Origin of the sequence: Kitasatospora sp. NPDC049285 (assembly GCF_040678815.1) — a bacterium.
Lineage (GTDB): Bacteria > Actinomycetota > Actinomycetes > Streptomycetales > Streptomycetaceae > Kitasatospora.
The window spans coordinates 350,386-376,977 of sequence record NZ_JBFAQR010000001.1 but is presented as its reverse complement, the minus strand read 5'-3'; the positions used below and the strand labels follow the sequence as shown (position 1 = coordinate 376,977).

The window sequence follows — 26,592 nt, the reverse complement described above, 5'->3', positions numbered from 1 at the left end:
ACGGGCAATGGCGCGGACGCCGGTGCTGCCTAATTTCTGTCGCATGACAGAAACCACCGCCGCCGCGAGCGGCACCGCCACCACCGGTGCGGCCCGGGAGCACGCCCGGGCGCAGGCCGGCGCGGTCGTCGACTGCATGCCGATGCTCCCGCCGCCGGACGGCGCCCTGTGGGCGGAGACGGTGCCCGGCGGCGGGTACGCCCACCTGCTGCTGCCGGCCGGCGCGGAGCTGGAGCTGGTCGACCGCGACGGCGACGCCTGCGCGCACCTGCTGCTGTACCTGACCGGGCGGACCTGGGAGCGGCTCAACCCGGCGGACACCGCGAAGGTCCAGTGGAACGCGTACCTGGGCGCGGGCAGCGTGCTGCTCTCCGACCAGGGCCGGGTGCTGGCGACCGTCCTCGCCGACGGCTCCGGCCGCCACGACCTGCTCACCGGCACCTCGGCCCGGGCCCGCAACGAGGCCCGCTACGGGGACGGTTCGGCGCACGGCCCGTCGCCCGCCGGGCGGGAGCTGTTCACCCTGGCCGCCGCCAAGCACGGCCTGGGGCCACGCGACCTGGCGCCGAGCGTCTCGCTCTTCCAGGGGGTGCGGGCGGCGGCCGACGGCTCGCTGCGCTTCACCGGCTCGGCCGGCCCGGGCTCCCGGGTCCTGCTGCGCGCCGAACTCCCGCTGACGGTGCTGGTCGCCAACACCGCGCACCCGCTGGACCCGCGCCCGGAGTACCGGTGCACGCCGCTGCTGCTGCGGTCCCGGCCCGGCCGTCCGACCGGCGCGGACGACCCGCTCGCCACCGCCACCCCGGAGCGGTTGCGCGCCTACCTGAACACCCTCGCCTTCGCCCGCTCCCTCGACTCCGGCCTCCGGGAGGAACGATGACGACCCGTCAGAGCGCCCCGCTGATCGACCGGGTGGTCCCGGCCCGCGCCCCGTGGTCGGCGGTGGTCGCCCGCGGGAACGTCCTCACCCTGACCGACCTCGGCGGCAACCAGGCGGTGGACTGCCTGCTGTACGACGCGCACGACCCGGCGGTGCGCTACAGCGCGCCCGACACCCTGCAGGCCGCCGGGACGCTGTTCCTGACCACCGGCCACACGCTGCTCTCCACCGAGCACACCCCGCTGATGACCGTGGTCGCCGACGACTGCGGCCGGCACGACACCGTCGGCGGGGCCTGCTCCCGCGAGTCGAACACCCTGCGCTACGGGCACCACACCTGGCCGCAGCACGCCTGCGTGGAGAACTTCCTCGCCGAGGGCGCCCGGTGGGGCCTGGGCAAGCGCGACCTGGTGTCCAACCTCAACTGGTACATGAACGTCCCCGTGGAGGCCGACGGCACCCTCGGCATCGTCGACGGCCGCTCCGCGCCGGGCCTGCGGGTGTCGCTGCGCGCCGAGACCGACGTGCTGGTGCTGGTCTCCAACTGCCCGCAGATCAACAACCCCTGCAACGGCTTCGACCCGACGCCGGTGCGGATGACCGTCACCGAGGGAGCCGCGCGATGACCGGCCACGCACCGGGGTTCGACACCCTGCTGATCGCCAACCGCGGCGAGATCGCGGTCCGGATCATCCGCACCGCCCGGGAGCTCGGACTGCGCACGGTCGCGGTCTTCGCCGACCCGGACCGCGCGGCCCCGCACGTCCGGCTGGCCGACCACGCGGTGCGGCTCGGCCCGGCGGCCGCCAAGGAGAGCTACCTGCGCGCCGACCTGGTGCTGGCCGCGGCGCTGGAGACCGGCGCGGGCGCGATCCACCCCGGCTACGGCTTCCTGTCCGAGGACGCGGCCTTCGCCCGCCGGGTGGAGGCCGCGGGCCTGGCCTTCGTCGGCCCGACGCCGGAACAGCTGGAGGTCTTCGGCGCCAAGCACACCGCGCGCGCGGCGGCCGAGGCCGCGGGGGTGCCGCTGCTCCCCGGCACCGGCCTGCTGACCGGCCTGGACGAGGCGCTGGCGGCGGCCGACGCGATCGGCTACCCGGTGATGCTGAAGGCCACCGGCGGCGGGGGCGGCATCGGGATGCGGGCCTGCCGCTCGCCCGCCGAACTGACCGCGGCCTGGGACGTGGTGCAGCGCACCGCCGCGGCCTCCTTCGCCACCGCCGGGGTGTTCCTGGAACGGCTGGTGGAGCACGCCCGGCACGTCGAGGTGCAGGTGTTCGGCGACGGCACGGGCCGGGTGGTCACCCTCGGGGACCGCGACTGCTCGCTCCAGCGCCGCAACCAGAAGGTCCTCGAGGAGGCCCCCGCGCCCGGTCTCCCCGACCTGGTGCGCAAGCAACTCGCCGTCTCCGCCCGGGACCTGTGCGCCTCGGTCGGCTACCGCTCGGCGGGCACGGTGGAGTACGTGTACGACGCGGCGCGCGAGCGGGCCTACTTCCTGGAGGTCAACACCCGCCTGCAGGTGGAGCACCCGGTCACCGAGGCGGTCTACGGGGTGGACCTGGTGGAGTGGATGCTGCGGCTGGCCCGCGGCGAGCGGGACGTGGTGCGCGAGGTCGGCGAGCCGCGCGGCCACGCCGTGGAGGCCCGGCTGTACGCGGAGGACCCGAGCCGTGAACACCGGCCCAGCGCCGGCCGGTTGACCGAGGTGGCGTTCCCGCCGGGGGTGCGGGTGGACACCTGGGTGGAGACCGGGACCGAGGTGACCGCAGCCTACGACCCGATGCTGGCCAAGGTGGTGGTGCACGGCGCGGACCGGGCCGAGACCCTGGACCGGCTCGGCGCGGCCCTGGACGGCACCCGGGTGGCCGGGATCGAGACCAACCTGGGCCTGCTGCGGGCGATCACCGGCCTGCCGCAGCTGCGCGCCGCCGAGCACCACACCGGGACGCTGGCCGCCGTCGCCGACCCGACGCCGCGGATCGAGGTGCTCCGGGCCGGCACCCTCACCACCGTCCAGGACTGGCCCGGCCGCACCGGCTACTGGCACGTCGGGGTGCCGCCGTGCGGGCCGATGGACGACCTGTCGTTCCGGCTCGGCAACCGGGCCCTCGGCAACCCGGAGGGCGCCCCCGGCCTGGAGTGCACCCTGCTCGGCCCGGCGCTCCGCTTCACCGCCCCGACCTGGGTGTGCGTCACCGGCGCGCCCGCCGAGGTGACGGTCGACGGCGCGCCCGTCCCGCAGTGGGAGCCGGTGCGCGTCCCGGCCGGCGGCGAGCTGGCCGTCGGCGCGCCGCCCGGCCCGGGCCTGCGCACCTACCTGCTGCTCGCGGGCGGACTCGACGTCCCGGACTTCCTCGGCAGCGCCGCGACCTTCACGCTCGGCGCGTTCGGTGGCCACGGCGGCCGCGAGCTGCGCGCCGGGGACGTGCTGCACGGCGGCACGGACCGGCTCGGCCCGGGCGCCGGACCGGTCGCCGAGCGGCCCGCGTTCACCTCCGACTGGGCCCTGCCGGTGGTCGAAGGTCCGCACGCCGCACCGGAGTTCTTCACCGCCGACGACATGGCCGAGTTCTACGCCGCCGACTGGTCGGTGCACTTCAACAGCGCCCGCACCGGCGTCCGGCTGGTCGGCCCGAAGCCGTCCTGGGCCCGCCCGGACGGCGGCGAGGCCGGCCTGCACCCGTCCAACATCCACGACACCCCGTACGCGGTCGGCGCGGTCGACTTCACCGGCGACATGCCGGTGCTGCTCGGCCCGGACGGCCCCTCGCTCGGCGGCTTCGTCTGCCCGGCGACCGTCGTCAGCGGCCAGCGCTGGAAGCTCGGCCAGCTGCGCCCCGGCGACCGGGTGCGCTTCGTCCCGGTCTCCGAGGACGCCGCCTCCCGGCTGCGCGCCCGCCCCGACGGCGACCCGGTGGCCGACCGCGCCCCGGTCACCGACGGCGGTGTGCTGGCCCGGCTGGCCGCCACCGCCGACCGGCCGGAGGTCACCTACCGGCGCAGCGGCGACGACAACCTGCTGGTGGAGTACGGCCCGATGCAGCTCGACCTGGCGCTGCGGATGCGCGTGAACGCCCTGGCGCAGCGCCTGGGCGAACTGGACCTGCCGGGCGTCGTCGACCTGACCCCGGGGATCCGCTCGCTCCAGGTGCACGTCGACCCGGACGCTTTGACGACAAATCAACTTCTCGACCTGGTGCGGGAGGTGGAGGCCGGACTGCCGGCCACCGACCGGCTCCGGGTGCCCAGCCGCACCGTCCACCTCCCGCTGTCCTGGGACGACCCGGCCACCCGGGAGGCGATCGAGCGCTACATGGCGGGCGTCCGCGACGACGCGCCGTGGTGCCCGTGGAACATCGAGTTCATCCGCCGGATCAACGGCCTCGCGAGCGTCGAGGAGGTGTACCGGACGGTGTTCGACGCCGAGTACCTGGTGCTGGGCCTCGGCGACGTGTACCTGGGCGCGCCGGTCGCCACCCCGCTCGACCCGCGGCACCGGCTGGTCACCACCAAGTACAACCCGGCACGGACCTGGACGGCGGAGAACTCGGTCGGCATCGGCGGGGCGTACCTGTGCGTCTACGGCATGGAGGGCCCGGGCGGCTACCAGTTCGTCGGGCGGACGGTGCAGATGTGGTCCGGCTGGCAGCAACGCGGCCCGTTCCGGGCGGGCGTGCCCTGGCTGCTGCGCTTCTTCGACCGGATCCGCTGGTACCCGGTGTCGGCGGCCGAACTGCTCGAGATGCGCGCCGACATGGCCGCCGGGCGGCTCGAACTGCGGATCGAGGAGGGTGAGTTCTCGCTGGCCGAGCACCTGGAGCTGCTCGACCGGCAGGCCGCGCCGATCGCCGCGTTCCGGGAGCGCCAGGCCGCGGCCTTCGCCGCCGAGCGCCATGCCTGGGAACTCGCGGGCGAGTTCGACCGGGCCGCGGACGCCGCCGCGGGCACCCCGCCGCCGGCCGGGCCGGTGGACGTGCCGGACGGCGGGGCGCTGGTCGCCGCGGAGTTCACCGCCGCGGTCTGGAAGGTCGACGTGGCGGTCGGCCAACCCGTGCGCGCCGGACAGCAGTTGCTGGCGGTGGAGGCAATGAAGATGGAGTCGTCGATCACCTCCCCGCAGGACGGCGTGGTCGTCGAGGTGCTGGTCACCCCGGGCGACCAGGTCGAGCCCGGCACCGCGCTGCTGGTGCTGGCCGCCGCGTCCTGAGACCGCCCCCCGCCTTTCCCCGTCCCGTCGCTGAGAGGACCTCCGCCGATGCTGATCCCCACCGCCCCCGCGCTCGCCCGGGTCCGGGACGCCTACCGCCGGATCGCGGCCGCCGACCGGCCCGAGGTGTGGATCGACCTACGGCCCCAGGACGGGCCGGAGGCGGAGGCCGCCGCGGTGGACGCCCGGGTGGCGGCGGGCGAGCACCTGCCGCTGGCCGGGCTGGTGCTCGCAGTCAAGGGCAACATCGACGTGGCGGGTCTGCCGACCACCGCCGGGTGCCCGTCCTACGCGTACCGGCCGGCGGCGGACGCCCCGGCGGTGGCCCGCCTGCGCGCGGCGGGCGCGGTGGTCCTCGGCACCACCAACCTGGACCAGTTCGCCACCGGCCTGGTCGGCACCCGCAGCCCGTACGGGGCGGTGCGGGGCGCCGTCGATCCCACCCGGATCTCGGGCGGGTCCAGCTCGGGTTCGGCAGTCGCGGTCGCGCTGGGCCTGGTCGACCTGGCGCTGGGCACCGACACCGCGGGCTCCGGCCGGGTGCCCGCCGCGCTCAACGGCGTCGTCGGTCTGAAGGGCGCCCCCGGGGCCGTCCCCACCGCCGGGGTGGTGCCCGCCTGCCGCAGCCTGGACTGCGTCTCGGTCTTCGCCCGCACCACCGAACTGGCCCTCGCCGCCCACCGGTTGATGGCCGACCCGGCGCCGCAACCGGCCCGCGCCCCCGGCCCGTGGCGAGTCGCCGTCCCCCGGCCCGAGCAGCTCGGCGAGCTGGCCGAGGGCTGGTCCGCCGCGTTCCGGCGGGCCGCCGCCGCCTTCCCGGCGGCGCGCGAGCTCGACCTGACCCCGTTCAGCACGGTCGCCGCGATGCTCTACGACGGCGCGTTCGCCGCCGAACGGTACGACGCGGTCGGCGAGTTCCTCGCCCGGGGCGGCCCCGACCTGGACCCGACGGTCCGTCGGATCGTGCTGGCCGCGGGCGAACTCCCGGCGCACCGGCTGTTCCGCGACCGCGCCCGGCTGGCCGACCTGCGCGAGGCGGCGCTCGCCGAACTCGGCGACGCGGACGCCCTGCTGCTCCCCACCACCACCGGCCACCCGACGCTCGCGGAGGTCGCCGCCGACCCCGTCGGCAGCAACGCCCGGCTCGGACGGTTCACCAACTCCGCCAACCTGCTGGGCCTGTGCGCGCTCGCGGTGCCGGCCGGCGAGGTCGACGGCCTGCCCTTCGGCGTCATGCTGGTCGGGCGGCCGCACACCGAGGACCGGCTCGCCGCGATCGCCGCCCAGCTGACCGACCCGCCGGTCCCGTTGGCGGTCTTCGGCGCCCACCTGACCGGGCAGCCCCTCAACGGCCACCTGCTGGCCCTCGGCGCCCACCTGGCCGGAGCGGTGTCCACCGCCGCGGAGTACCGGCTGTACGCCCTGCCGACCGACCCGCCCAAGCCCGGGCTGGTGGCGGTCGCGGACGGCGGCGCCGCGATCGGGGGCGAACTGTGGCTGCTCCCCCCGGCCGGCCTCGCCCGCCTGCTCGCCACCCTCCCCGCCCCGATGCTGCTCGGCCCGGTCCGCCTCGCCGACGGCAGGACCGTCCCCGGCTTCCGCTGCGACCCGGCCGGTGCGGCCGGAGCCCCGGACATCACCCACCACGGCTCCTGGCCCGCGTACCTCGCCGCCCGGAAGTGACGGCACGTCAGAGCTCGGCGGCGGCGGTCCGCAGGTCGGTCTCCCAGGCGGCGTACGCCTCGGGGTTGTACAGCTGGACGTCGGTGAGGCAGCGCGTGCAGCACTCTCCGCCGGCGACGCGCAGGAAACGCAGTTCGAGGTCGTCGGCGTCCTCCCCCTCCACCCCGGACACCGCGGCGGCCACCTCCAGCGCGGTGGCCGCACCGGACAGCAGGCGCAGGGCAAGATCCCGCAGCAGATACCGCTCGGCCCGGCCGACCGTCGGCAGGCCCACCCCGAGCTCGCCCACGGCCGCCTCCAGCAACGCCTGCAGCACCCCCGTCTCCTCCCGCCGCGCCCGCCCCGCCAGGTCACACAGCGCCGGCGAGTCATAGCCCGCAGCCAGCAACTCGGCAGCAGCCATCGGCAGTTCCTCGGGCATGACCTGCCAGGCGACATACCGCCAGGCCAGCGTGTGCACAGCATCCATCCCGCCATCCTGCCGCCCCGAACCCCGCCACCACCAGCGGTTATCCCCCGGCGGTCAGCGCTCCACAAGGCAGACCAACCCGCCCGCAAGGCCACAGGCACAGAAGTCGACCCATCCGACCCCCGCCGGAGGCGGTCAGCGTTCCACGGGGCGGATCAACCCGCTGGCGAGGCCGGAGGCGATGGCGGAGGTGCGGGAGTCGACGCCGAGCTTGTCGTAGATGTGGACCAGGTGGGTCTTGACGGTGGCTTCGCTGATGAACAGTCGCTTGGAGATCTGCCGGTTGGGCAGGCCCTCGGCGAGGAGTTGGAGGATCTCGGCCTCGCGCGGGGAGAGCGAGGGACGGCCGGCCCGGACCCGGCCGAGGAGGCGGGCGGCGACGGGCGGCGCGAGGACGGTCTCGCCGCGGGCGGTGGCCCGGATCGCGGCGGCCACCTCCTCGGGCGGGGCGTCCTTGAGCAGGTAGCCGGTGGCGCCCGCCTCGACCGCGGCGAGGATGTCCGCGTCGGTGGAGTAGGTGGTGAGGATCAGCACGGCCGGCGGCGCGGGCAGCGCGGTGATCCGCCGGGTCGCCTCGACCCCGTGCATGCCGGCACCCATCTGAAGGTCCATCAGCACGACGTCCGGCCGCCGCTCCGACGGCAGTTCGGCGATCAGCGCGAGGGCCGCCGCACCGTCCGCGGCCTCGCCGACCGCGGTGACGTCCGGCAGGTCGTCGACCATGGCGCGCAGTCCGCGCCGCACCACGGGGTGGTCGTCCACCACCAGCACCCGGATCACCGCCGCACCCCCGCGAGCACCAGGCGCCGCACCCGACCGACCCGCGCCGCCCCGGCCATCGCGCCCACGCGCAGCACACGCCCGTCGTCCGCGTCCTCCTCCGGGACGGCGCCGGCGCCGGCCGGAGCGCTCGGGCTCTCGATCGCCCGCAGCGGCAGCGACACCGCGACGGCGGTGCCTTCCCCGGGGGCGGATTCGACGGTGAGGCTGCCGCCGAGCGCGGCGATCCGTTCGCGCATGCCGTGCAGGCCGAACGAGCCGGGGCCGGGCGCGGTGCTGGGGTCGAAGCCGACGCCGTCGTCGTAGACGTCGAGGGTGACCGCGTCGTCGAGGTAGGCGAGAGTGACGGCGATGTGCCGGGCGGCGGCGTGCCGGACGGCGTTGGCGAGGGCCTCCTGGGTGAGGCGCAGCAGCGCGACCTCGGCTTCGACGGGGAGGGGGTAGGGGGCGCCGTCGAGGTGGAAGGCGGCGTCGGCGGCGGTGGCGAGCCGGCGCAGCGCATCGGTGAGGGTCGCGTCGTCGAGCGCGGGCGGGGTGAGGGCGTGGACGAAGCGGCGGGCTTCGGCGAGGTTCCCGGCGGCGGTCTGTTCGACCTCGCGCAGCAGGGCGCCCGCCGCCTGCGGGTCGGCGGGGAGTTCGGCGGCGGCCTCGCGGGCGAGCAGCACGATGCCGGCCAGGCCCTGGGCGAGGGTGTCGTGGATCTCCCGGGCCAGGCGCTGGCGTTCGGCGAGGCGGCCGGCTTCGCGCTGGCTGGCGGCGAGTTCGTCGCGGGTGCGGACCAGGTCGTCGATGAGCCGCTGGCGGGCCCGGCTCTCGCGGTAGAGCGCGGCGTAGCCGTACGCGGTGAGCAGCGCGACGGCGGCGCCGGCCAGCGGGCCGATGACCTTCGCGGTGGTCAGCCCGCCGGGCGTGGTGGCCTGCGCGGCGATCACCGCGGCGGTGAGCGCGCCGACCGCGGGCAGCGCCCAGCGCAGCGGCAGCACGTGCAGGCAGACGAAGTACAGCGGGAACGCCAGGTAGCTGAACTCGGGGTGCTGGAGCGTCAGTTCGATCCACAGCAGGGCGACGGCGAGCAGCCACAGGGTGCCCAGCGCGCGGGACTCGCGGATCTGCCGGACCACCCCGCCGGCCGCGTACGCGACGGCGAGCGCCCCGGCGGTGGCCCAGCCGGCCGGGCCCAGCCGGCCGTCGGCCGCGGCGCGGACCAGCAGCACGGCGAGCAGGGTGAAGAACAGGCCGTGCACGGCGAGGTTGGCCATCCGCAACGCGGGGGTGGACCGGGTGTGGTCGTCGTCGGCGCTGCTCGGGGCGGCTGCTGGTTCGGTACGGGGCACGCCTTCCGAGGGTACGGGGTGCACGCCGCCGTGCCGCGCGGCGCGGCATCAACCGTTCGATGGATTTTCGGGTGCACCTCTTGTGGGGTCCGCAGTCCCCTCCTCTCCCTGATGGCAGCGGTCGTCGCGGCGGCGAGGCTGGAGCGGTAGTCGAGTCCCGACTCCGCACGTCCTCGAAGTCCGAACTTCCCGGAAGGTTCCCGTGTTCGTCGCACTGCGTGACATCCGTTTTGCCAGGGGGCGGTTCGCCCTGATGGGCGCGGTCGTCACCCTGATCACGACCCTGGTGGTGTTCCTGTACGGCCTGACCGGCGGGCTGGCCTCGGCGGCCTCCTCTACGGTCGCCGAACTCCCCGTCGACAGCGTGGTGTTCGGCGCCGCGCCGGGTGCCGAGCCGGAGGTGTCGTTCGCCTCCAGCACGCTGACGCCGGATCAGCTCGCCCGGGTGGCGGCCGCGCCGGGCGCGGGCGCGGTCTCCCCGCTGGGGGTGGCGATGAGCCGGCTGACCACCGCCGACGGCGCGGCCTCGGTGAGCGTGCTGGGCACCGACGCCGCGCTGCTGCCGCCGCTGTCCGCGGGCGCCGCGCCGAAGGACGGCGAGCTGGCGGTCGGCGCGGACACCGCCGCGAAGTACCACCTCTCCCCCGGCACGCAGGTCACCGTCGGACCCGAGCACCTGACGGTCGTCGCGGTCACCGCCGAGCGTTCGCTCTCGCACGCGCCGAGCGTGTGGACCACCCCGGCGACCTGGCAGCGGGTCTCCGGCCAGAAGCAGCCCACCGCGGCGGCCGTCCGCGGCACCCCGCACGGCCTGCCCGCCGACCTCAAGGCGGTCGGCAAGGACGACGCGCTGGCCGGGATCAACGGCTACGCGGCCGAGCAGGGCAGCCTGCAGCTGATCCAGGGCTTCCTGTTCGCGGTGAGCGCGCTGGTCGTCGGCGCGTTCTTCACGGTGTGGACGGTGCAGCGCAAGCCGGACATCGCGGTGCTGAAGGCGGTCGGCGCGTCCAGCGGCTACCTGGTGCGCGACGCGCTGGCGCAGGCCGCGGCGGTCCTGCTGGCGGGTGCGCTGCTGGGCGGCGCGGTGGGCGCGGTCGGCGGGGCGTTCGCCTCGGCGGCGGTGCCGTTCGACGTCTCGGCGCTGACCGTGGCGGTGCCGGTCACCGCGATGGTGCTGCTGGGCCTGCTGGGCGCGGTGCTCGCGGTGCGCCGGATCACCGCCGTCGACCCGCTTGCGGCGCTGGGGGCGAACCGATGACGCCCCGTCAGCCCCTCACCTCACCGAGCCCCGGGAGCCCCCGCATGACCACCGCCCTCCAGGCCGTCCGCACCGGCCTCGCCCTGCGCGGGGTCACCCTCACCTACCCGGACGGCGACGCCCGGCTGACCGCCCTGGACGCCGTCGACCTGACCGTCGCCCCCGGCGAGTTCACCGCGGTGGCGGGCCCGTCCGGCTCCGGCAAGTCCAGCCTGCTCGCGGTCGCCGCGACGCTGCTGCGCCCGGACACCGGGCAGGTGCTGGTCGACGGCGTCGACGCGGGCGCCCTGGGCGAGCGGCAGCGCACCGCGCTGCGCCGCGAGCGGCTCGGCATCGTCTTCCAGCAGTCCAACCTGCTGGCCTCACTGACCGCCGTGGAGCAGCTGCTGGTCCTGGAGTCGGTCCGCGGCCGCCGGCCGTCCGCCGCCCGCCGCCGGGCCGAGGACCTGCTCGCCTCGGTCGGCCTGGACGGCGCCAAGCAGCGCCGCCGCCCGCACCAGCTGTCCGGCGGCGAGCGCCAGCGGGTGAACATCGCCCGTGCCCTCTTCGGCAGCCCCTCGGTGCTGCTGGTGGACGAACCCACCTCGGCCCTCGACCACGAACGCGGCGCGCAGATCGTCGACCTGCTGCGCGAGATCACCCGCACCCACGGGACCGCCACCGTCATGGTCACCCACGACCGCGACCTCCTCGGCCGGGTCGACCGCGTCCTGGAGATGCACGACGGCCGCCTCACCGAACCCGGCAGCGGCTGCTAGCCCGGAAGCCCCGAGCCCGGCCAGGCGGAGCGGAGCCTGCGACCGGGCGTCGGCGGCCGGGCATCCGGAGGCGCACGAAACCGGCCCCACGACTGGCGCGGGCCGGCCGCAGGCCGTCAGCGGCCGGGCAGGCGCAGAGCGGTGGGGGCGGGCTGCTCGTCGGCGGCCCAGAGGTGGCGGACGTGGCCGAGGTGGCGGGTCATGCACTCCTCGGCGGCCTTGGCGTCGCCGGTGAGCATGACGTCGAGGAGTTCCTGGTGCTCCTCGGCGGAGGAGACCAGTTCGCCGCGCTGGTCGAGCCGGTTGAGGCCGTAGAGGCGGGAGCGCTTGCGCAGGTCGCCGACGGTCTCCACCAGGCGGGCGTTGCCGGCCAGGGCGAGCAGGTCGAGGTGGAACTGGCGGTCGGCCTCCAGGTAGCCGATCAGGTCGTGCTTGCGCGCGGCGGCGACGATCGCCTCGGCCTGTGGGCGCAGCGCCTCCAGCTGCTCGGCGGTGGCGGTGCGGGTGACCTGGCCGACCGTGGGGACCTCGATCAGCGCGCGGATCTCGGTGAACTCGTCGAGGTCGCGCTCGCTCAGCTCGGTGACCCGGAAGCCCTTGTTGCGGACGGCCTCGACCAGGCCCTCGCGGGCCAGGTCGAGCATCGCCTCGCGGACGGGGGTGGCGGAGACACCGAAGTCGGCGGCCAGCGCCGGGGCGGAGTAGACCACGCCGGGGCGCAGCTCGCCGGAGATCAGCGCGGCGCGCAGGGCGTGGGCGACCTGGTCGCGCAGCCGCTCCTGGACGGAGATGAGGTTGCGGGGCTTCAGGTCGGCCATGGTGCTCCTCCGGAGGTTCAACAGAACCTCATTGTACAATGTCACGTTGCGGAGAGTGAATGCCCTGGATGCTGCGCCTCGAACTGGGCCGCCGCCACCGCCAGATCCTGCCAGGCCATGCCGACGCTCTTGAAGAACCTCGGCCGATCATGGCGGACAACTGCCCCGCCGGTCACCAGTTCTGACAGATTAGCAAGCCGCTCCGCCCCGACCCCCGCCTGCAGCAGGTCACCGGCCTCGCGCAGCGCCACCGCCCGGGCCTCGACGAACAGGCCGGCCCGGTGCACCAGGTGCTCGTCGACCTCCCGGGCGTCCGGCTCGTGCGAGCCGACCGCGGCCACCGCCGCGCGGTCCGGCACCAGTCGGCCGTCGAACAGCGGGGTGCGGGCGGTGGTGCAGCACACCACCAGGTCGGCCGCCGCCACCGCGTCGGGCCCGCCGCGCCCGGCGGCCAGGCCCAGCCCGGCGGCGTACCGCACCAGCTCCTCGGCCGGTGCGGGGCGGCGCGCCACCACGGTCAGCCGGCGCAGCGGCAGCACGGTGCGCAGCGCCTCAAGGTGGCCCCACGCCTGCGGTCCGGCGCCGAACAGCACCAGGTGCGCGGCGTCGGGGGCGGCCAGCGCCCGCAGTGCCAGCGCGGTCACGGCGGGGGTGCGCAGCGCGGTGAGCGCGGCGCCGTCCAGCAGGGCGAGCGGCTGCAGGGTGCGGCCGTCCAGCAGCAGGTAGCTGCCGGTGATCCTGGGCAGGCCGGCCGCCGGGTTGGCGGGCACCACCCCGGCGATCTTCACCCCGGCGAACTCCCCGTCGGCGGCGGGCATCAGCAGCAGCTCGCCGGCCGGGACGGCGACCGCCGAGCGCGGCGGGCAGGACTCCACGTCCAACCCGCCGCGCAGGGCGCGCTCCAGCGCGTCGATCGCCTCCGGGTGACCGAGCGTCAGCTCCAGCAGTGCGGTCACAGCAGGAACCCGGCGCCGAGGCTGTCGTCGGAGTCCAGCACGAAGCGGTGCTCACCGGTGCGGTGGGCGGTGCCGGTGACCTCGGTGACCACGCCGTCGGCGTGCTGCCCGCGCACCCGGCCGGTGAAGACCGTGCCGATGATCGAGTCGTGCCGCAGCTGGCGTCCGGGGCCCATCACCGCGTCCTCGGCGAGCAGCGCGAGCCGGGCGGAGGTGCCGGAGCCGCACGGGGAGCGGTCGATCTGGCCGTCGGCGAAGACCGTGACGTTGCGCTGGTGCGGACCTGACGGCGTGTCGGGCAGCTCGTCGTACAGGATGACCCCGTAGACGCCGTCGCGGTGCCCGGCCAGGGCCTCGTGGCCCTCCAGCGCGGCGCGGATCTCCCGCCCGGCGGCGGTCAGTTCGGGCAGCCGGTCCGGGACCACGGACAGGCCGAGCGCGGCGGCGGGCAGCGAGGCGTACACCGCCCCGGAGTCCGCCAGGTCCACCGCGACCACGCCTCGGGAGGTCGGCAGCTCGACCTTGCGGGCCAGCACCCGGGTCGGCACGTTGCGGAAGGTCACGCCGGTGGTGCGGCCGCCGGAGCGGTGCACGGTGGCGCTGACCCGCCCGGACGGGACGTCGATCCGCACCAGCGCGCTGCCGTCGTCCGGCGCGGCCACCAGTCCGGAGTCGACCGCCCACGCGCCGAGCGCCATGGTGCCGTGCCCGCAGGCGGTGGAGTAGCCGTCCTTGTGCCAGAACAGCACCCCGAAGTGCGCCTCGCCGTCGTCCGGCGGCACGATGAACCCGCCGTACATCCCGGCGTGCCCGCGCGGCTCCCGGGTGAGCAGCCGGCGGACGTCGTCCAGCGCGCTCGGCCGCGGCGAGGTGGCCGTGCCGCCCGCGCCGACGGCGAACCGCCGCCGCTCGGCGACGCTGTCCCCCGGGACCGGCGGCAGCCCGGCGATCACGATCCGGAACGGCTCCCCGGCGGTGTGGTAGTCGATGGTCGCGATGTTCACTCAGTTCACCTCGGCGGGAAGGACGCTGACGGTCCGTGACGCGGTGTAGAAGTCCAGCACCGCCTGGCCCTGCTCGCGCGACCCGTACGAGGCCGCCTTCGCCCCGCCGAACGGCAGGTGGAAGTCGACGCCGCTGGACGGCGCGTTGACCCTGATCATCCCCGCGTCCAGCCGGTCCGCGGCGGCCAGCGCCACGTCCAGGCTCCGCGAGTGCACCGAGGTCGACAGGCTGTGCCGGGTGTCGTTGGCCAGCGCGATCGCCTCGTCGAGGTCGGCGGCGTGCAGCAGCACCGCCACCGGCCCGAAGAACTCCTCGGTCAGCAGCGGGTCCCCCGCCGGGACGTTCTCCAGCAGCGTCGGCTCCAGGAACCACCCGGCCCGCTCCGGGCGCACCCCGCCGGTCAGCACGGTGGCGCCACCGGCCCGCGCGCCCTCGATCGCCCCGGTCAGCCGCTCCAGCGCCGGACGGTTGATCACCGGACCGCACACCGTCACCCCGTCGGCCGGGTCGCCGGCCGCGGTCCGCGCCAGCGCCTTGGCCAGCGCCTCCGCGAGCGGCTCGTACGCGTCGCCGACCGCGATCACCCGGCTGGTCGCGGTGCACTTCTGGCCCGCGTAGCCCGCGATGGCGTTCGCCAGGTGCGCGGCGGCCTGCGCCACGTCCGCGTCCGGCAGCACCAGCGCCGCGTTCAGCCCGCCCATCTCCGCCTGCACCGGCACCCCGCGGTCGGCGGTCGCCGCCACCACGGCCCGGCCGACGGCGGTCGAGCCCGTGAACGACACCACGTCGGTACCGGCCACCAGCGCCGTCCCCTCCTCGGCGCCGCCCGGCACCACCGTCAGCACGCCCTCGGGCAGGCCCGCGAGCTCGGCCAGCCGCAGGGCGCACGCGGTCGCCTCCGGGGCGGGCTTCAGCACCACGGTGTTGCCGACGGCCAGCGCCGGCGCGGCCTTCCAGGTCGGGATCGCCAGCGGGAAGTTCCACGGCGTGATCAGACCCGCCACACCGTACGGCCGACGACGCGTCAGCAGCAGCCCCTCCCCCGCGGCCGGCTCGTGCACGGCGCCCGCGGCGGCGAACGGCGCCTGCGCGTAGTAGCGCCAGATGGCCACCGTCCGCGCCACCTCCCCGCGTGCCTCGGCCACCGGCTTCCCCACCTCCCGCACCACCAGCCGCGCCAGCTCCTCCGCAGCCCCCTCCACCGCCGCCGCAGCCCGCGACAGGGCTGCCGCCCGCCCCGCGGCGCCCAACGCCACCCACGCCCGCTGCGCCCGGCGCGCCGCCACGATCGCCGCCTCCACACCGGCCGCCCCCACGGCCTCGGCGGCGACGACCAGATCCTCCGGATCGGCGGGGTTGTACGAGTTGATGAGGGTCATGGGAACGAAAACCTTTCGTGAACGACGCGCACCACCAGGCTGCGCCCCGACAGGGGCGCGGGGAACTGCGCGGGGCGGAAGGGAACTTGGGGAAGGTCGGGGCACGGACACCGGCCGGGTGCCACGTTCCGCCGCACCCGCCGAGGTGCAACTGACTCGCCATCCCCGGAACTGACTGTGCGTCTCTTCCGACTCGCGCAGTTCCCCGCCCCTGTCGGGGCGCAGCTCGGCGGGGCGCAGCCGATTGCCCTACAGCAGGAAACCGGCGGGGAAGGGGTCGGCGGGGTCGAGGAAGTACTGGGCGGTGCCGGTGAGCCAGGCGCGGCCGGTGACGGTGGGGATGACGGCGGGGTGGCCGGCGACGGTGGTCTCGGCGACCAGGCGGCCGGTGAAGGTGGTGCCGATGAAGGAGTCGTTGCGGAAGTCGGTGTCGAGGGCGAGCTCGCCGCGGGCGTGCAGCTGGGCCATCCGCGCGGAGGTGCCCGTCCCGCAGGGCGAGCGGTCGAACCAGCCGGGGTGGATGGCCATCGCGTGGCGGGAGTGCACCGCGTCGGAGCCGGGGGCCAGCAGCTGGACGTGGTGGCAGCTGTGGATGGAGGGGTCCTCGGGGTGCACGGGGCGGCCCTCGGAGGCGTTGATCACGTCCATCAGCGCCAGCCCGGCGGCCAGGATGTCGTCCTTGCGCCCGCGCTCGAACGGCAGCCCGAACTCGGCCAGCGGCAGGATCGCGTAGTAGTTGCCGCCGTACGCCAGGTCGTACCGCACGGTGCCGTACCCGGGGACCTCGGCCTTCAGGTCCAGCCCGACGGAGTACGACGGCACGTTGCGGATGGTCACCGCGACGGCCGCCCCGCCCTCGACCCGGACGTCGGCGACGACCAGGCCGGCGGGGGTGTCGAGGCGGACGGTGGTGACCGGTTCGACCACCGGGACCATGCCGGTCTCGACCAGGACGGTGGCGACGCCGATCGTGCCGTGGCCGCACATCGGGAGCAGTCCGGAGACCTCGATGTAGAGGACGCCGAAGTCGGCGTCGGGGCGGGTGGGCGGCTGCAGGATCGCGCCGCTCATCGCGGCGTGGCCGCGCGGCTCGTACATCAGCAGCGTCCGGAAGTGGTCCAGGTGCTGCTGGAAGTGGACGCGCCGCTCGGCCATGGTGGCGCCCGGAATGGTGCCGAACCCGCCGGTGATGACGCGGGTGGGCATGCCCTCGGTGTGCGAGTCGACGGCGTGGAAGACGTGGCGGGTACGCATGTCGGTGTTGTCTCCTGACGGCGGGTCAGCCGGGCCGGCTCCCCCCGGAGAGCCGGCCCGGCCGCTTGCGGGACCCGTGCCGGCGGCCTGGCGCGAAGCCCTGCCCGCGGCCCTGGTCGCGGCCCTACTGACGGCCCCTGCTGGTTGCCCCTACTTGTGGCCCTCGGCGAGGGCCTTCTCGGTGGCGGCGCGCACCGCGGCCTCGACCTCGCCGGTGAGCGGCAGTCGCGGGGCGCGGGTCGGACCGCCGCGGCGGCCGGCCAGGTCCATGGAGAGCTTGATGGCCTGGACGAACTCGGTCTTGGAGTCCCAGCGCAGCAGCGAGTGCAGCGACTTGTAGAGCGGCAGCGCGGTGGCCAGGTCGCCGGACACCGCGGCGTGGTACAGCTCGGCGCTGGCGGCGGGCAGCGCGTTGGGGTAGCCGGCGATCCAGCCGACCGCGCCGGCCACGGCGAGCTCCAGCAGGACGTCGTCGGCGCCGATCAGCAGGTCGAGCTCGGGGGCGAGCTCGGCGATCTCGTAGGCGCGGCGGACGTCGCCGGAGAACTCCTTCACGGCGACGATCGAGCCGGCCGCGTGGAGCGCGGCGAGCAGCGCGGGGACCAGGTCGACCTTGGTGTCGATCGGGTTGTTGTAGGCGACGATCGGCACTCCGGCCTTGGCGACCTCGGCGTAGTGGGCGCGGACCGCGGCGTGGTCGGCGCGGTACGCGTTCGGCGGGAGCAGCAGCACGGAGCCGGCGCCGGCCTCGGCGGCCTGCTCGGCGAGGCGGCGGGACTCGGCGCTGCCGTAGGCGGCGACGCCGGGCATCACGCGGGCGCCGTCGCCGGCCGCCTCGACGGCGGTGGTGACGACCTTGGCGCGCTCCTCGGGGGTGAGGGTCTGGTACTCGCCCAGCGAGCCGTTCGGGACGACGCCGTCGCAGCCGTTGTCGATCAGCCAGCGGACGTGCTCGGCGTAGGCGTCGTAGTCCACCGTGAGGTCGTCACGGAAGGGCAGCGTGGTGGCGACCATGATGCCGCGCCAGGGACGGGCGGGGTCGTGGGGGGTGCGGGTCACGGGGGTCTCCCTCGATATGATGTGTGACATTTTATAAACGGGCGACGGTGAACCACAAGGGCCCGGGCCGTCGGCCGTCGCGAGCAGGGGAGCCCGGCGGGGCGGGCTCAGGGGGAAAGTTCGGTGCCGTCGGCGAGTTGGGCCAGCGGGACGGGGCAGGAGAGCGGCCGGCTGTCGGCGCGTCCGGTGGGGCCGCCGGACAGGCGGGCCACCGCGGGGCCGCACATCCGGCCCTGGCACCAGCCCATGCCGGCCCGGGTGAGCAGCTTGACGGTCCGCGGGTCCGCCGCACCGAGTTCGTCGACGGCGGCGCGGATCCGCCCGGCGGGGACCTCCTCGCAGCGGCAGACGTCGGTGTCGTCGGTGACCCAGCCGGTCCACTCCGGTCCGGGCGCGTGCGCGGCGGCCATCAGCTCGGCGAACCGGCGGCGGCGCGCACGGCGGCGGCGCACCGGCTCGGGGGCGGGCCGTCCCGCGATCGCGTGCGCGGCCAGTACGCCCTCGGCGAGCGCGAGGTCGGCGCCGCCGACGCCGCAGGTCTCCCCCGCCGCGTACAGGCCGGGCAGGCTGGTGCGCTGCTCGGCGTCGACCCGCAGGGCGACCGTGCCGTCGGGCAGGGTGCGGGTGGCCGCGCCGAGTTCGGTGGCCAGTTCGATCTGCGGGACCAGGCCGTGGCCGATCGCCAGCGCGTCGCAGGCGATCCGGCGCTCGGTGCCGGGCACCGGCCGCCAGCGGGCGTCCAGGCGGGCCACGGTGACGCCGGTGACGCGGTCGTCGCCGTGCGCCTCGACGACCGCGCTGGAGCGGCGCAGCCGGACCCGGTGGCGCAGCAGCGCGGCCCCGTGCTCGGCGCCCTCGACCAGCTTGGCGGGGTTGGCCAGCAGGGTGGGCAGGCCGCGGGCGTAGCCGAGGTAGTCGGTGGCCTCGACCACGGCGGGGACCTCGGCGCCGGCGGCGACCAGCGAGGAGGCGGCGGCGAGCAGCAGGGGTCCGCTGCCGGCCAGCACGATCCGGCGGCCGGGCAGGACCAGGCCGGACTTGAGCATCGCCTGCGCGCCGCCCGCGGTGACCACGCCGGGCAGCGTCCACCCGGGGAAGGGCAGTTGCCGCTCGTAGGCGCCGGTGGCCAGCAGGACGGTGCGGGCCAGGACGGTGGCCCGGTCGCCGGCCTGGGGGCCGCGGGTGGCGTGCAGGCGCCAGGGCTCGCCGGCTTCGGCGGCCCAGACGTGGTGGCCGGCCAGGTGGTCGACCAGGTGATGGCCCGTCAGCCGCGCCCGCAGCCGGGCGAAGGCGGCCCAGCCGTGGTGCAGCTTCTCGGGGCGGGCGGCGCCGAGTTCGGGGGCGGGGTGCCGGTAGTACTGGCCGCCGAGGCGCGGGCCGGAGTCCAGCAGCGCGACCCGCAGGCCGAGGTCGGCGGCGGTGGCGGCGGCGGCCAGCCCGGCCGGTCCGGCGCCGATCACGGCGAGGTCGTGGGGCCGCTCAGACGGCGAGGTCGGCATGGCCGTGGCCCTCCTGGGTGGTGACGGTGTCGCCGTGCTCGGCGGGCAGCAGGCACAGGCGCTGGTTGGGGCGGCCGTTGACGGTGGCCAGGCAGTCGAAGCACTGGCCGATGCCGCAGAACGCGCCGCGCGGCCGACCGCCGGTGCGGGTGGTGCGCCAGGCGAGCACGCCGTCCGCCCACAGCGCGGCGGCGATGGTCTGGCCGGGCAGCGCGGGGACGGGCCGGCCGTCGAACAGGACGGTCCGGGCCGGGCCGGGCTCGGCGCCGACCAGGTCGATCGGGTCCACGGTCACTCCTCGCTCTCGAACGGTTCGGACGGGCGGCCACTCCCGGCACGTGCTCCGGCGGGCCCGGACGGCTCGAGCCCGACCGGTCGGGTCCGGTGCGCGCTCATCCGTCCTCTCCCTCCGCGCTCTCCCCGCCGGAGGCGAACCGCTCGGGCCGGAACGGGGTGAGGTCGAGATCGGGGGTGTGGCCGGTGAGCTGACGGCTGATCAGCAGCCCGGTCGCGGGGGCCAGGCCGATGCCGGCGCCCTCGTGGCCGCAGGCCTGGTAGAGGCCGGGCACCCGGGCGTCCGCGCCGATCGCGGGCAGGTGGTCGGGCAGGTAGGGGCGGAAGCCCCGGTAGGCGCGCTGCACCTGGACGGTGCGCAGCACCGGGAAGAGCGCGGCGGCCTGCCGGGCGAGCCGGTGCAGCACCTCGGCGCGGAGGGTGCGGTCGAAGCCGACCCGTTCGCGGCTGGCACCGATCAGCACCGGCCCGGCGGGGGTGCCCTCGACCACGGCGGAGGACTGCAGGTCGGCGGAGCCGGAGGCGACGTCGGCGACGTAGTCGGCGGCGTACACCTTGTGCCGGACGATCCGCGGCAGCGGCTCGGTGACCAGCACGAAGCCGCGCCGCGGCAGCACCGGCAGCCGGACCCCGGCCAGCGCGGCGACCTCGCCGCCCCAGGTGCCGGCGGCGTTGACCACGGCGGGGGCGGCCAGTTCGCGGCGTTCGGTGACCACGCCGGTGAGGGCGCCGTCGGGGCCGCGGCGCAGCGCGGTGACGGCCTCGCCGAGGTAGCGGTCGGCGCCGGAGGCGCGCAGCAGGTGGGCGGCGGCCAGCGCGGGCTGCACCTGGGCGTCCTGCGGGTACAGGTAGCCGCCGGGCAGGCCGTCGGCGAGGTGCGGCTCCAGCGCGTGCAGGTCGTCGGCGGCGACCGGGCGGGCCTCCACGCCGGCCGCGCGCTGCCGCTCGGCGAAGGCGTGCAGGGCGTCCAGGCCGGCCGGGGCGGAGGCGACCACCAGGCCGCCCTTGGCCTCGTACTCGACCCGGTCGCCGAACTCCTCGGCGAGTTCGCGCCACAGGGTGGTGGAGTAGAGGGCCAGGTCGAGTTCCGGTCCGGGTTCCTTGTCGGAGACCAGCAGGTTGCCCTCGCCCGCGCCGGTGGTGCCGCCGGCCACCGGGCCGCGGTCCACCACGGCGACCCGCAGTCCGGCGCGCGCGGCGTAGTAGGCGCAGGCGGCGCCGACCACGCCGGCGCCGATCACCACGACGTCGTAGGAGGTTGGCTTCAACACGTCAGTAATATGTCACATGGCTTCAGCGCGGGCAAGCCCCCCACCAGCGCATCTGCACCCACCGGCCCGCGCCGGGCATGCGGAAGGCCCCGGACCGCACCGGTCCGGGGCCTTCCGATCACTCAGCGGATCACGCTCAGGTGATGTCGTCGATCTGCTCGCCGCGCGCCGCGGGCACCGGCGCGGACGACGCCTCGACCCGCTCGGCCGCGCCCACCGCCTCGGCGTCCTCGACGTCCTCCACGGTCAGGTCGACGTGCGAGGCCTCCTCGTCGCTCAGCCCGTTGTCCGGGTTGCGCTCGGCCTTGCGCTTGTCGTTGAGCAGCGAGATGCCGACGGCCAGGAAGTACAGCGCCCAGATCGGCGCGGCCAGCGCCAGCATCGACAGCGGGTCGGCGGACGGGGTGGCGAAGGCCGCGAAGACGGTGATGCCCATCACCATCGCCCGCCACCAGCCGAGCAGCCGCTTGCCGGTGACCACGCCGACCAGGTTGAGCATCACCAGGAACAGCGGCAGCTCGAACCCGGCGCCGAAGACCAGCACCATCCGGGTCACCAGGTCGAGGTAGTCCTCGACCGGCACGATCGAGGTCACGCCGTCCGCGACGAAGCTGATCAGCACCTGCGCGGTCATCGGCATGACCAGGTACGCGAAGGCCGCGCCGGCCAGGAACAGCGGGGTGCCGGCCGTCAGGAAGCCGACGGTGTAGCGCTTCTCGTGCTTGTGCAGGCCCGGCGAGACGAACTTCCACAGCTGGTACAGCCAGACCGGGGTGGCGGCGACCACACCGGCGGTGAGGCTGACCTTGAGCACCAGGGTGAACGGCGTCAGCAGGCCGATGTTGGAGACCTGCGCGCAGTGCTGGTCCCCGGCCACCGGATGCCCGTCCGGCCCGCAGGCGGGCAGCGGGGCGATCAGGAAGTCCAGCAGCTTCTTGTTGTACAGCGCCGCGATGACCGTGAACGCGAGGATCGCGAGCAACGACTTGACCAGCCGGTTGCGCAGTTCGCGCAGGTGGTCGGCGAGCGCCATCCGCCCTTCGGGGTCCTTCGGCGCTTTGGGGTTCTTGCTCAACCCGGGTCCTCGAATCGTGCGGCTCGGTCGACGGTGGTGGAGGCGCTGCCGGTCAGGCGGCGCGGTCGGCGCGCGAGGCGCCGGGGGCGGTCTTGACCACCCGTTCCGGTTCGGCGGCGGGCCGCGCGGCCGGAGTGGCGGGCGTCTCGGCGCCGGCGGCGAACTCGCGACGCAGCGCCTTGCCCTCGCTCTTGAGGATGCGCAGCGAGCGTCCGAGGGCGCGGGCCGCGTCGGGCAGTCGCTTGCCGCCGAACAGCAGCACGGCGAAGGCCGCGAGCAGCAGCAGCGCGGCCGGTGAGATCCGCATCGGGCACCGCCTTCCGTTCCGGGAGGCAGGTCTCCCCCACTGCGGGCGATGGTAGCCGCTCGGGGTGTCGCGGCGGGAACCCGGTCCCTAACGATCGGGTTCCCACCGGCGCCGGGCTACGACCGGGCGGCGCGCTCCAGCGCGGTGACCGCGCCCTCCACCTCGCGGGCCAGCGCCCGGACGTCCAGCCAGAGCCGGGCGGCGAGGCCGCCGAGCAGCAGCAGGCCGGCGGTGGACAGGAGGACGGCGGCGACCAGGGTCCAGGACATGCGCCGACCCTATCCGTCCACCGGCAGCAGCCGCATGGTCCGCACCCCGGCCTCGGTCAGCGCGGCGACGATCTTCTCCCCGGCGACCTTGCGCACGGGGGCGCCGCAGGCCGGGCAGGTGAAGCTGTAGAAGGTGCGCTCCCGGCTGGCGCCCAGCGCCAGCCGGAACTCGCCGACCGGGAGTTCGACCTTCTCCCGGCACTGCGAGCAGTACACCTTGAATCTGGTGCCGTCGCTCACGTGGTGCTGTCCTGCCCGTCCCGGTAGTGCTGCAGGGCGGCGAGCGCGGCGGTGCGGGCCTGTTCGGCGAGCTGCGGCGGGGAGACGATCCGCCCGTCCCGGCCGAGCCGCAGCGCCAGCGGGCGCAGGCCCGACGGGTCGGTGCTGCGCAGGGTGATCCGCAGGCCCCCGTCGGGGAGCTCCTCGGCGCTGTCGTGGGTGTAGTACTCGGCGACCCAGCGGCCGCCGGGTCCGACCTCGACCACCACCTGGGGGTCGTCGGCGGCGGGGGCGACCAGGCCGGCGGACAGGTCGCGGGGCTGCAGGCGCGGCGGGTTGGCGGGCTCGTCGAGGACCTTGATCTCGGCGATCCGGTCGAGCCGGAAGGTCCGCCGGTCCTCGGAGGTGCGGCACCAGCCCTCGAGGTAGGTGTGGCCCTCGGTCACCAGGCGGATCGGGTCGACCTCACGCTCCGTCAGCTCGCCGCGGCCGTGCGACCAGTAGCGCAGCCAGATCAGTCGGCCCTCGCTGAGCGCGCGGTCGATGTCGGCGAAGACGGTGCCCTCGGCCTCGAAGGTGACGCCGACCCGGGCGGCCGACTCGGCGCTCTCCCCCGCGGCGTCCTCGATCTTGGCGACGGCCCGGGTGAGCGCCTGCCGGTCGCGCTCGCGCAGCCCGGGCAGGCCGGCCACCGCGCGGGCGGCGACCAGCAGCGCGGTGGCCTCGTCGGCGGCCAGCCTCAGCGGCTGGGCGACGTCGTCCACGTTGTGCCACCAGATCCGCTCGCCGTCGGTGTCGATGTCGAGCAGGTCGCCGCCGCGGAAGCTGGTGCCGCACATCGGCAGCACGTCGAGGTCGCCGATCAGCTCGCGCTCGGTGATCCCGAAGGCGCGGGCCACCTCGGCCACCTCGGCGCCGGGCCGCTCGCGCAGGTAGGTGACCAGCGACAGCATCCGCCGCGTCTGGTCGATGGCGTTACTCACTGTGCAACCTCCGCGAGACCGGCGACCGCGCGCAGCCGGTCGATGACGTCGGCCCGCAGTTCCTCGGGGCCGACCACGATGACGTCCGGCCCGTACTCGGCGAGGTCCGCGCCGAGCCCGTTGCCGTGCGGGATGTCCAGCTCGTCCCAGTCGGCGTCCACCGGCCGGGTCTCCAGCGCGCGCTGGCGCAGCGGGTACGCGGCGCCACGGCGCAGCCGCACCACGGCCACCGCCGTCGCGCCCTCGCCGGCGAAGCGGGCGACCACGGCGCGCACGTCGACGTGCTGCGGGACCTCACCGGTGAACGAGCCGGCCCGGGAGCGCACCTTGCCGGTGATCCGGGACAGCCGGAACACCCGGGCGCTGCCCCGGTCGCGGTCGTAGCCCGCCAGGTACCAGTGGCCGCGCCAGCACTCCAGCGCCCACGGCTCGACCGAGCGCGGCTCGGTCGCGGCCGCGCCGGCCTTGCGGTACTCGAAGGTGACGGGGCGTCGGTCGCGGGCGGCGGTGAGCAGTGGCTCGAACGCGGCCTCGCGGGCCGGGATGCGGGGCTCCAGGGCGCCGTGCTCGCGGTCCTCGGCGAACGGGACGCCGGCCGCGCGCAGCTTCTGCAGCGCGCCGCTGGCGGCGCCGGACATCTTGGCCTGCTGCCACACCCGGGCGGCCAGGGTGAGCGCGGCGGCCTCCTCGGCGTCCAGCGCGATCTCGGGGAGGCGGTTGCGGTCGCGACGGGCCAGGTAGCCGACCTCGCCGTCGAGCGCGTTCTCGTCCACGTCGATGACCAGGCCGAGTTCGCGCAGGTCGTCCTTGTCGCGCTCGAACATCCGGTTGAAGGCGTCCTCGGAGCCTTGTTGCCAGGCTTCCCGGTACGCCTCGACGGATTCGCGCAGCTCCTTCTTGGAGAGCGGACGCCGGGTGTTCATCAGGCACAGGGCGAGGTTCATCAGCCGCTCTGCCTTGGCGATCGCCATCGCTGACCCTTCCTCCGATCGGGGGTGACCGCCTGACCGTACCGGTCCGGACACGCTCGGCGAAAGCCGAACCCCCGGCTCCAGGCGGAACCGGGGGTTCGAAGCTGCGTCCGAGGTCAGACGCCCAGCAGGTCCACCACGAAGATCAGGGTGGAGCCGGCCGGGATCAGCGGGCTCGGGGACTGGTTCCCGTAGGCCAGGTGCGGCGGGATGATCAGCTCGCGGCGACCGCCGACGCGCATGCCCTCGACACCCTGGTCCCAGCCCTTGATGACCCGGCCGCCGCCCAGCGGGAAGCGGAAGGTCTGGCCGCGGTTCCAGGAGGCGTCGAACTCCTCGCCGGACGCGAAGGTGACGCCGACGTAGTGGACCTCGACGACCGCTCCGGCCTTGGCCTCGGCGCCGTCACCGACCACGATGTCGCGGATCTGGAGTTCGGTCGGGGCGTCGCCGCCCGGGAAGTCGATCTCCGGCTTGGTCAGGCTCACGGTTGCTCTTCTCTTTCGATTGCGTGAACGTCCCTCATCCTAGGCCGCCGACGAGGCGTCAGTCCGCGCCGCCGACGCCCGCGTCCAGGATGTCGATCACGAAGACCAGCGTGGAGTTGGCCGGAATCCCGTTGTTCGCCTGGTCCTTGTAGGCCAGCGAGGCGGGGATGACCAGCTCGATCCGGCTGCCCACGGTCTGCCCGGTGACGCCCTTGTCCCAGCCCTCGATGACGCCGCCGCCACCGGTGACGAAGCTGAACGCCTGGCCGCGGTCGAGCGAGGAGTCGAACTTCTTGCCGTCCTTGTACAGCGCGCCGGTGTACTGGACGACGACCTTCTCACCGGAGGCGATCTTGCGGCCCTTGCCCTGGATCAGGACGTGGCTCTTCAGCTCGGTCGGGTCGGCCGCGCCGGCGACCGGGGTGATGTCGAACGGCTTCTTGCCGTTGTCCTTCACCTTCGGGAAGTCGGCCGGCGGCGGGGTCATGTCGCCGGAGAGCACCGCGTCGGGCGCGGTGGAGTTGCGGATGTCGAGCACGAAGACCAGGTTGTCGGTCCCGCCGACGCCCATGCCGCTGCTGCCGGCGCTGCCGAACGCGGCGGCCGGCGGGGCCACCACCAGCAGCCGGCTGCCGGCCTTGTGGCCGGTGACGGCCTTGTCGAGGGCGGCGATCAGCTTTCCGGAGTCGGCCTGGTACAGCTGCGGCTTGCCGTCCTGGTCGTACGAGCCCTGGATCTCCTTGCCGGTGTTCCAGTCCATCGCGGTGAAGTCGACGCTGACCCAGTGGCCCTTCTCGACCTTCGCGCCGTTGCCCGCGGACAGCTCCTTGACCACGAAGCTGCCGTCGGCGGCCTCCTTGGGCACGGTGATGGTGGCCTTGCTGCCGAAGTCGCCGGCCACCGTGGGCAGCACCTTGGCGTTGTCCTTGATCGGCGGGACCGGGTCCTCGGTCGGGGTCGGCGCCGCGCTGGAGGCCGTCGCCGCGTCCGCCTTGGAGGTGGACTTCCCGTTGTCCTTGTTCACCATGTACAGGGTGATGCCGCTGCCGACCAGCAGCACCGCCAGGATGGTGCCGAGCACCACGCCGAGGCGGCCCACGCTCGGCGGGTTCTCGTCGTAGCCGGCCTCGGAGACGTCCTGCTTGCGGACGGTGGAGGCGAAGACCTGCGGGGTCTCGTCCTCCTTGGCGGTGCCGTTCGCCCGCAGGTCGCCCGAGCCCCAGCCGGCCTGGCCCAACAGCTCGGCCGGGACGACGATCGACTCGCGATCCGCGGCCCCCGGCTTCCCGGTGGTGTCGGCCTCGTCCGGGCTCGACGCTTTCTCAGACATGACTCCCCATTCATCTCGCCCGACGACGCGTGTACCTCATGGT

General features: G+C 75.3%; 26 protein-coding genes. 6 read left to right on the top strand and 20 right to left on the bottom strand.

Going from position 1 to position 26,592, the window contains the following annotated elements:
- Nucleotides 1-43: 43 nt before the first annotated feature.
- From AB0K51_RS01610 to atzF, 4 genes are read left to right on the top strand one after another with little or no spacing between them, the layout of a single operon-like run.
- Nucleotides 44-880 carry an urea amidolyase associated protein UAAP1 gene (locus tag AB0K51_RS01610; protein ID WP_363449261.1) on the top strand — a complete coding sequence of 279 codons (837 nt, stop codon included), beginning with the start codon at nucleotides 44-46 and terminating at the stop codon, nucleotides 878-880.
- Nucleotides 877-1,506 carry an urea amidolyase associated protein UAAP2 gene (locus AB0K51_RS01605; RefSeq protein WP_363449259.1) on the top strand — a complete coding sequence of 210 codons (630 nt, stop codon included), beginning with the start codon at nucleotides 877-879 and terminating at the stop codon, nucleotides 1,504-1,506. The genes AB0K51_RS01610 and AB0K51_RS01605 overlap by 4 nt, the downstream gene beginning before the upstream one ends.
- Nucleotides 1,503-5,090, top strand: coding sequence for an urea carboxylase (uca, locus tag AB0K51_RS01600; RefSeq protein ID WP_363449257.1), 3,588 nt, complete (start codon nucleotides 1,503-1,505; stop codon nucleotides 5,088-5,090). The genes AB0K51_RS01605 and uca overlap by 4 nt, the downstream gene beginning before the upstream one ends.
- Nucleotides 5,091-5,138: 48 nt before the next feature.
- Complete coding sequence (atzF, locus tag AB0K51_RS01595) at nucleotides 5,139-6,773, top strand: allophanate hydrolase (protein ID WP_363449255.1); 1,635 nt, start codon at nucleotides 5,139-5,141, stop codon at nucleotides 6,771-6,773.
- Nucleotides 6,774-6,780: 7 nt separating this feature from the next.
- Here the strand turns inward: atzF and AB0K51_RS01590 are convergent, their stop codons facing one another.
- From AB0K51_RS01590 to AB0K51_RS01580, 3 genes are all read right to left on the bottom strand, one after another.
- The gene (locus AB0K51_RS01590; protein WP_363449253.1) at nucleotides 6,781-7,242 is read right to left on the bottom strand and encodes a hypothetical protein; all 462 of its coding nucleotides are present in this window, start codon (nucleotides 7,240-7,242) and stop codon (nucleotides 6,781-6,783) included.
- A gap of 135 nt (nucleotides 7,243-7,377) precedes the next feature.
- Nucleotides 7,378-8,022 carry a response regulator transcription factor gene (locus tag AB0K51_RS01585; protein WP_363449251.1) on the bottom strand — a complete coding sequence of 215 codons (645 nt, stop codon included), beginning with the start codon at nucleotides 8,020-8,022 and terminating at the stop codon, nucleotides 7,378-7,380.
- Entirely contained in the window at nucleotides 8,019-9,356 is a 1,338-nt protein-coding gene (locus AB0K51_RS01580; RefSeq protein WP_363449249.1) for a sensor histidine kinase, read from the bottom strand. The genes AB0K51_RS01585 and AB0K51_RS01580 overlap by 4 nt, the downstream gene beginning before the upstream one ends.
- A gap of 202 nt (nucleotides 9,357-9,558) precedes the next feature.
- Between AB0K51_RS01580 and AB0K51_RS01575 the strand changes: the two genes are divergently transcribed.
- Together AB0K51_RS01575 and AB0K51_RS01570 are read left to right on the top strand one after the other, a co-directional pair.
- Nucleotides 9,559-10,614, top strand: coding sequence for an ABC transporter permease (locus tag AB0K51_RS01575; protein ID WP_363449247.1), 1,056 nt, complete (start codon nucleotides 9,559-9,561; stop codon nucleotides 10,612-10,614).
- Between the two features lie 44 nt (nucleotides 10,615-10,658).
- Nucleotides 10,659-11,372, top strand: coding sequence for an ABC transporter ATP-binding protein (locus AB0K51_RS01570; RefSeq protein WP_363449245.1), 714 nt, complete (start codon nucleotides 10,659-10,661; stop codon nucleotides 11,370-11,372).
- A 116-nt stretch (nucleotides 11,373-11,488) separates the two neighbouring features.
- Here the strand turns inward: AB0K51_RS01570 and AB0K51_RS01565 are convergent, their stop codons facing one another.
- The 17 genes from AB0K51_RS01565 to AB0K51_RS01485 form a co-directional block, all read right to left on the bottom strand.
- On the bottom strand, nucleotides 11,489-12,190 hold the full coding sequence (locus AB0K51_RS01565) for a GntR family transcriptional regulator (protein WP_363449243.1): 702 nt from the start codon (nucleotides 12,188-12,190) through the stop codon (nucleotides 11,489-11,491).
- A gap of 41 nt (nucleotides 12,191-12,231) precedes the next feature.
- The gene (locus AB0K51_RS01560) at nucleotides 12,232-13,146 is read right to left on the bottom strand and encodes an ornithine cyclodeaminase family protein (RefSeq protein WP_363449241.1); all 915 of its coding nucleotides are present in this window, start codon (nucleotides 13,144-13,146) and stop codon (nucleotides 12,232-12,234) included.
- Nucleotides 13,143-14,150: a proline racemase family protein gene (locus tag AB0K51_RS01555; protein WP_363449239.1), complete on the bottom strand. Its 1,008-nt coding sequence runs from the start codon at nucleotides 14,148-14,150 to the stop codon at nucleotides 13,143-13,145. The genes AB0K51_RS01560 and AB0K51_RS01555 overlap by 4 nt, the downstream gene beginning before the upstream one ends.
- The gene (locus tag AB0K51_RS01550) at nucleotides 14,151-15,530 is read right to left on the bottom strand and encodes an aldehyde dehydrogenase family protein (protein ID WP_363449237.1); all 1,380 of its coding nucleotides are present in this window, start codon (nucleotides 15,528-15,530) and stop codon (nucleotides 14,151-14,153) included.
- Between the two features lie 249 nt (nucleotides 15,531-15,779).
- Entirely contained in the window at nucleotides 15,780-16,784 is a 1,005-nt protein-coding gene (locus tag AB0K51_RS01545) for a proline racemase family protein (RefSeq protein ID WP_363449235.1), read from the bottom strand.
- 150 nt (nucleotides 16,785-16,934) lie between these two features.
- Nucleotides 16,935-17,873, bottom strand: a complete 939-nt coding sequence (locus AB0K51_RS01540) for a dihydrodipicolinate synthase family protein (protein WP_363449233.1) — start codon at nucleotides 17,871-17,873, stop codon at nucleotides 16,935-16,937.
- A 77-nt stretch (nucleotides 17,874-17,950) separates the two neighbouring features.
- Complete coding sequence (locus tag AB0K51_RS01535) at nucleotides 17,951-19,342, bottom strand: FAD-dependent oxidoreductase (RefSeq protein ID WP_363449231.1); 1,392 nt, start codon at nucleotides 19,340-19,342, stop codon at nucleotides 17,951-17,953.
- The gene (locus AB0K51_RS01530) at nucleotides 19,323-19,637 is read right to left on the bottom strand and encodes a (2Fe-2S)-binding protein (RefSeq protein ID WP_363449228.1); all 315 of its coding nucleotides are present in this window, start codon (nucleotides 19,635-19,637) and stop codon (nucleotides 19,323-19,325) included. Before AB0K51_RS01530 ends, AB0K51_RS01535 begins: the two co-directional genes overlap by 20 nt.
- Before the next feature lie 97 nt (nucleotides 19,638-19,734).
- A complete protein-coding gene (locus tag AB0K51_RS01525) occupies nucleotides 19,735-20,907 on the bottom strand; it encodes an FAD-dependent oxidoreductase (RefSeq protein ID WP_363449226.1) in 1,173 nt (390 codons plus the stop codon).
- Between the two features lie 136 nt (nucleotides 20,908-21,043).
- Nucleotides 21,044-21,982, bottom strand: a complete 939-nt coding sequence (gene tatC / locus AB0K51_RS01520) for a twin-arginine translocase subunit TatC (protein WP_363449224.1) — start codon at nucleotides 21,980-21,982, stop codon at nucleotides 21,044-21,046.
- 52 nt (nucleotides 21,983-22,034) lie between these two features.
- Entirely contained in the window at nucleotides 22,035-22,289 is a 255-nt protein-coding gene (locus AB0K51_RS01515) for a twin-arginine translocase TatA/TatE family subunit (RefSeq protein WP_363449222.1), read from the bottom strand.
- Nucleotides 22,290-22,405: 116 nt separating this feature from the next.
- Complete coding sequence (locus tag AB0K51_RS01510; protein ID WP_363449220.1) at nucleotides 22,406-22,558, bottom strand: hypothetical protein; 153 nt, start codon at nucleotides 22,556-22,558, stop codon at nucleotides 22,406-22,408.
- 9 nt (nucleotides 22,559-22,567) lie between these two features.
- Nucleotides 22,568-22,798, bottom strand: a complete 231-nt coding sequence (locus AB0K51_RS01505; RefSeq protein WP_363449218.1) for a hypothetical protein — start codon at nucleotides 22,796-22,798, stop codon at nucleotides 22,568-22,570.
- Nucleotides 22,795-23,730: a WYL domain-containing protein gene (locus AB0K51_RS01500; RefSeq protein ID WP_363449350.1), complete on the bottom strand. Its 936-nt coding sequence runs from the start codon at nucleotides 23,728-23,730 to the stop codon at nucleotides 22,795-22,797. Before AB0K51_RS01500 ends, AB0K51_RS01505 begins: the two co-directional genes overlap by 4 nt.
- A 26-nt stretch (nucleotides 23,731-23,756) precedes the next feature.
- Entirely contained in the window at nucleotides 23,757-24,731 is a 975-nt protein-coding gene (locus tag AB0K51_RS01495; RefSeq protein WP_363449216.1) for a WYL domain-containing protein, read from the bottom strand.
- Between the two features lie 116 nt (nucleotides 24,732-24,847).
- Complete coding sequence (locus tag AB0K51_RS01490; protein ID WP_035868835.1) at nucleotides 24,848-25,219, bottom strand: FKBP-type peptidyl-prolyl cis-trans isomerase; 372 nt, start codon at nucleotides 25,217-25,219, stop codon at nucleotides 24,848-24,850.
- Between the two features lie 58 nt (nucleotides 25,220-25,277).
- On the bottom strand, nucleotides 25,278-26,549 hold the full coding sequence (locus tag AB0K51_RS01485) for an FKBP-type peptidyl-prolyl cis-trans isomerase (protein ID WP_363449214.1): 1,272 nt from the start codon (nucleotides 26,547-26,549) through the stop codon (nucleotides 25,278-25,280).
- Nucleotides 26,550-26,592: the final 43 nt, after the last annotated feature.

Bases quoted from the DNA above. Each gene is read 5' to 3' on its own strand.
- AB0K51_RS01610 (WP_363449261.1), top strand. From the start codon at position 44: ATGACAGAAACCACCGCCGCCGCGAGCGGCACCGCCACCACCGGTGCG.
- AB0K51_RS01605 (WP_363449259.1), top strand. From the start codon at position 877: ATGACGACCCGTCAGAGCGCCCCGCTGATCGACCGGGTGGTCCCGGCC.
- uca (WP_363449257.1), top strand. From the start codon at position 1,503: ATGACCGGCCACGCACCGGGGTTCGACACCCTGCTGATCGCCAACCGC.
- atzF (WP_363449255.1), top strand. From the start codon at position 5,139: ATGCTGATCCCCACCGCCCCCGCGCTCGCCCGGGTCCGGGACGCCTAC.
- AB0K51_RS01590 (WP_363449253.1), bottom strand. From the start codon at position 7,242: ATGGATGCTGTGCACACGCTGGCCTGGCGGTATGTCGCCTGGCAGGTC.
- AB0K51_RS01570 (WP_363449245.1), top strand. From the start codon at position 10,659: ATGACCACCGCCCTCCAGGCCGTCCGCACCGGCCTCGCCCTGCGCGGG.
- AB0K51_RS01565 (WP_363449243.1), bottom strand. From the start codon at position 12,190: ATGGCCGACCTGAAGCCCCGCAACCTCATCTCCGTCCAGGAGCGGCTG.
- AB0K51_RS01550 (WP_363449237.1), bottom strand. From the start codon at position 15,530: ATGACCCTCATCAACTCGTACAACCCCGCCGATCCGGAGGATCTGGTC.
- AB0K51_RS01545 (WP_363449235.1), bottom strand. From the start codon at position 16,784: ATGCGTACCCGCCACGTCTTCCACGCCGTCGACTCGCACACCGAGGGC.
- AB0K51_RS01540 (WP_363449233.1), bottom strand. From the start codon at position 17,873: ATGTCACACATCATATCGAGGGAGACCCCCGTGACCCGCACCCCCCAC.
- AB0K51_RS01535 (WP_363449231.1), bottom strand. From the start codon at position 19,342: ATGCCGACCTCGCCGTCTGAGCGGCCCCACGACCTCGCCGTGATCGGC.
- AB0K51_RS01515 (WP_363449222.1), bottom strand. From the start codon at position 22,289: ATGCGGATCTCACCGGCCGCGCTGCTGCTGCTCGCGGCCTTCGCCGTG.
- AB0K51_RS01510 (WP_363449220.1), bottom strand. From the start codon at position 22,558: ATGTCCTGGACCCTGGTCGCCGCCGTCCTCCTGTCCACCGCCGGCCTG.
- AB0K51_RS01500 (WP_363449350.1), bottom strand. From the start codon at position 23,730: ATGCTGTCGCTGGTCACCTACCTGCGCGAGCGGCCCGGCGCCGAGGTG.
- AB0K51_RS01495 (WP_363449216.1), bottom strand. From the start codon at position 24,731: ATGGCGATCGCCAAGGCAGAGCGGCTGATGAACCTCGCCCTGTGCCTG.
- AB0K51_RS01485 (WP_363449214.1), bottom strand. From the start codon at position 26,549: ATGTCTGAGAAAGCGTCGAGCCCGGACGAGGCCGACACCACCGGGAAG.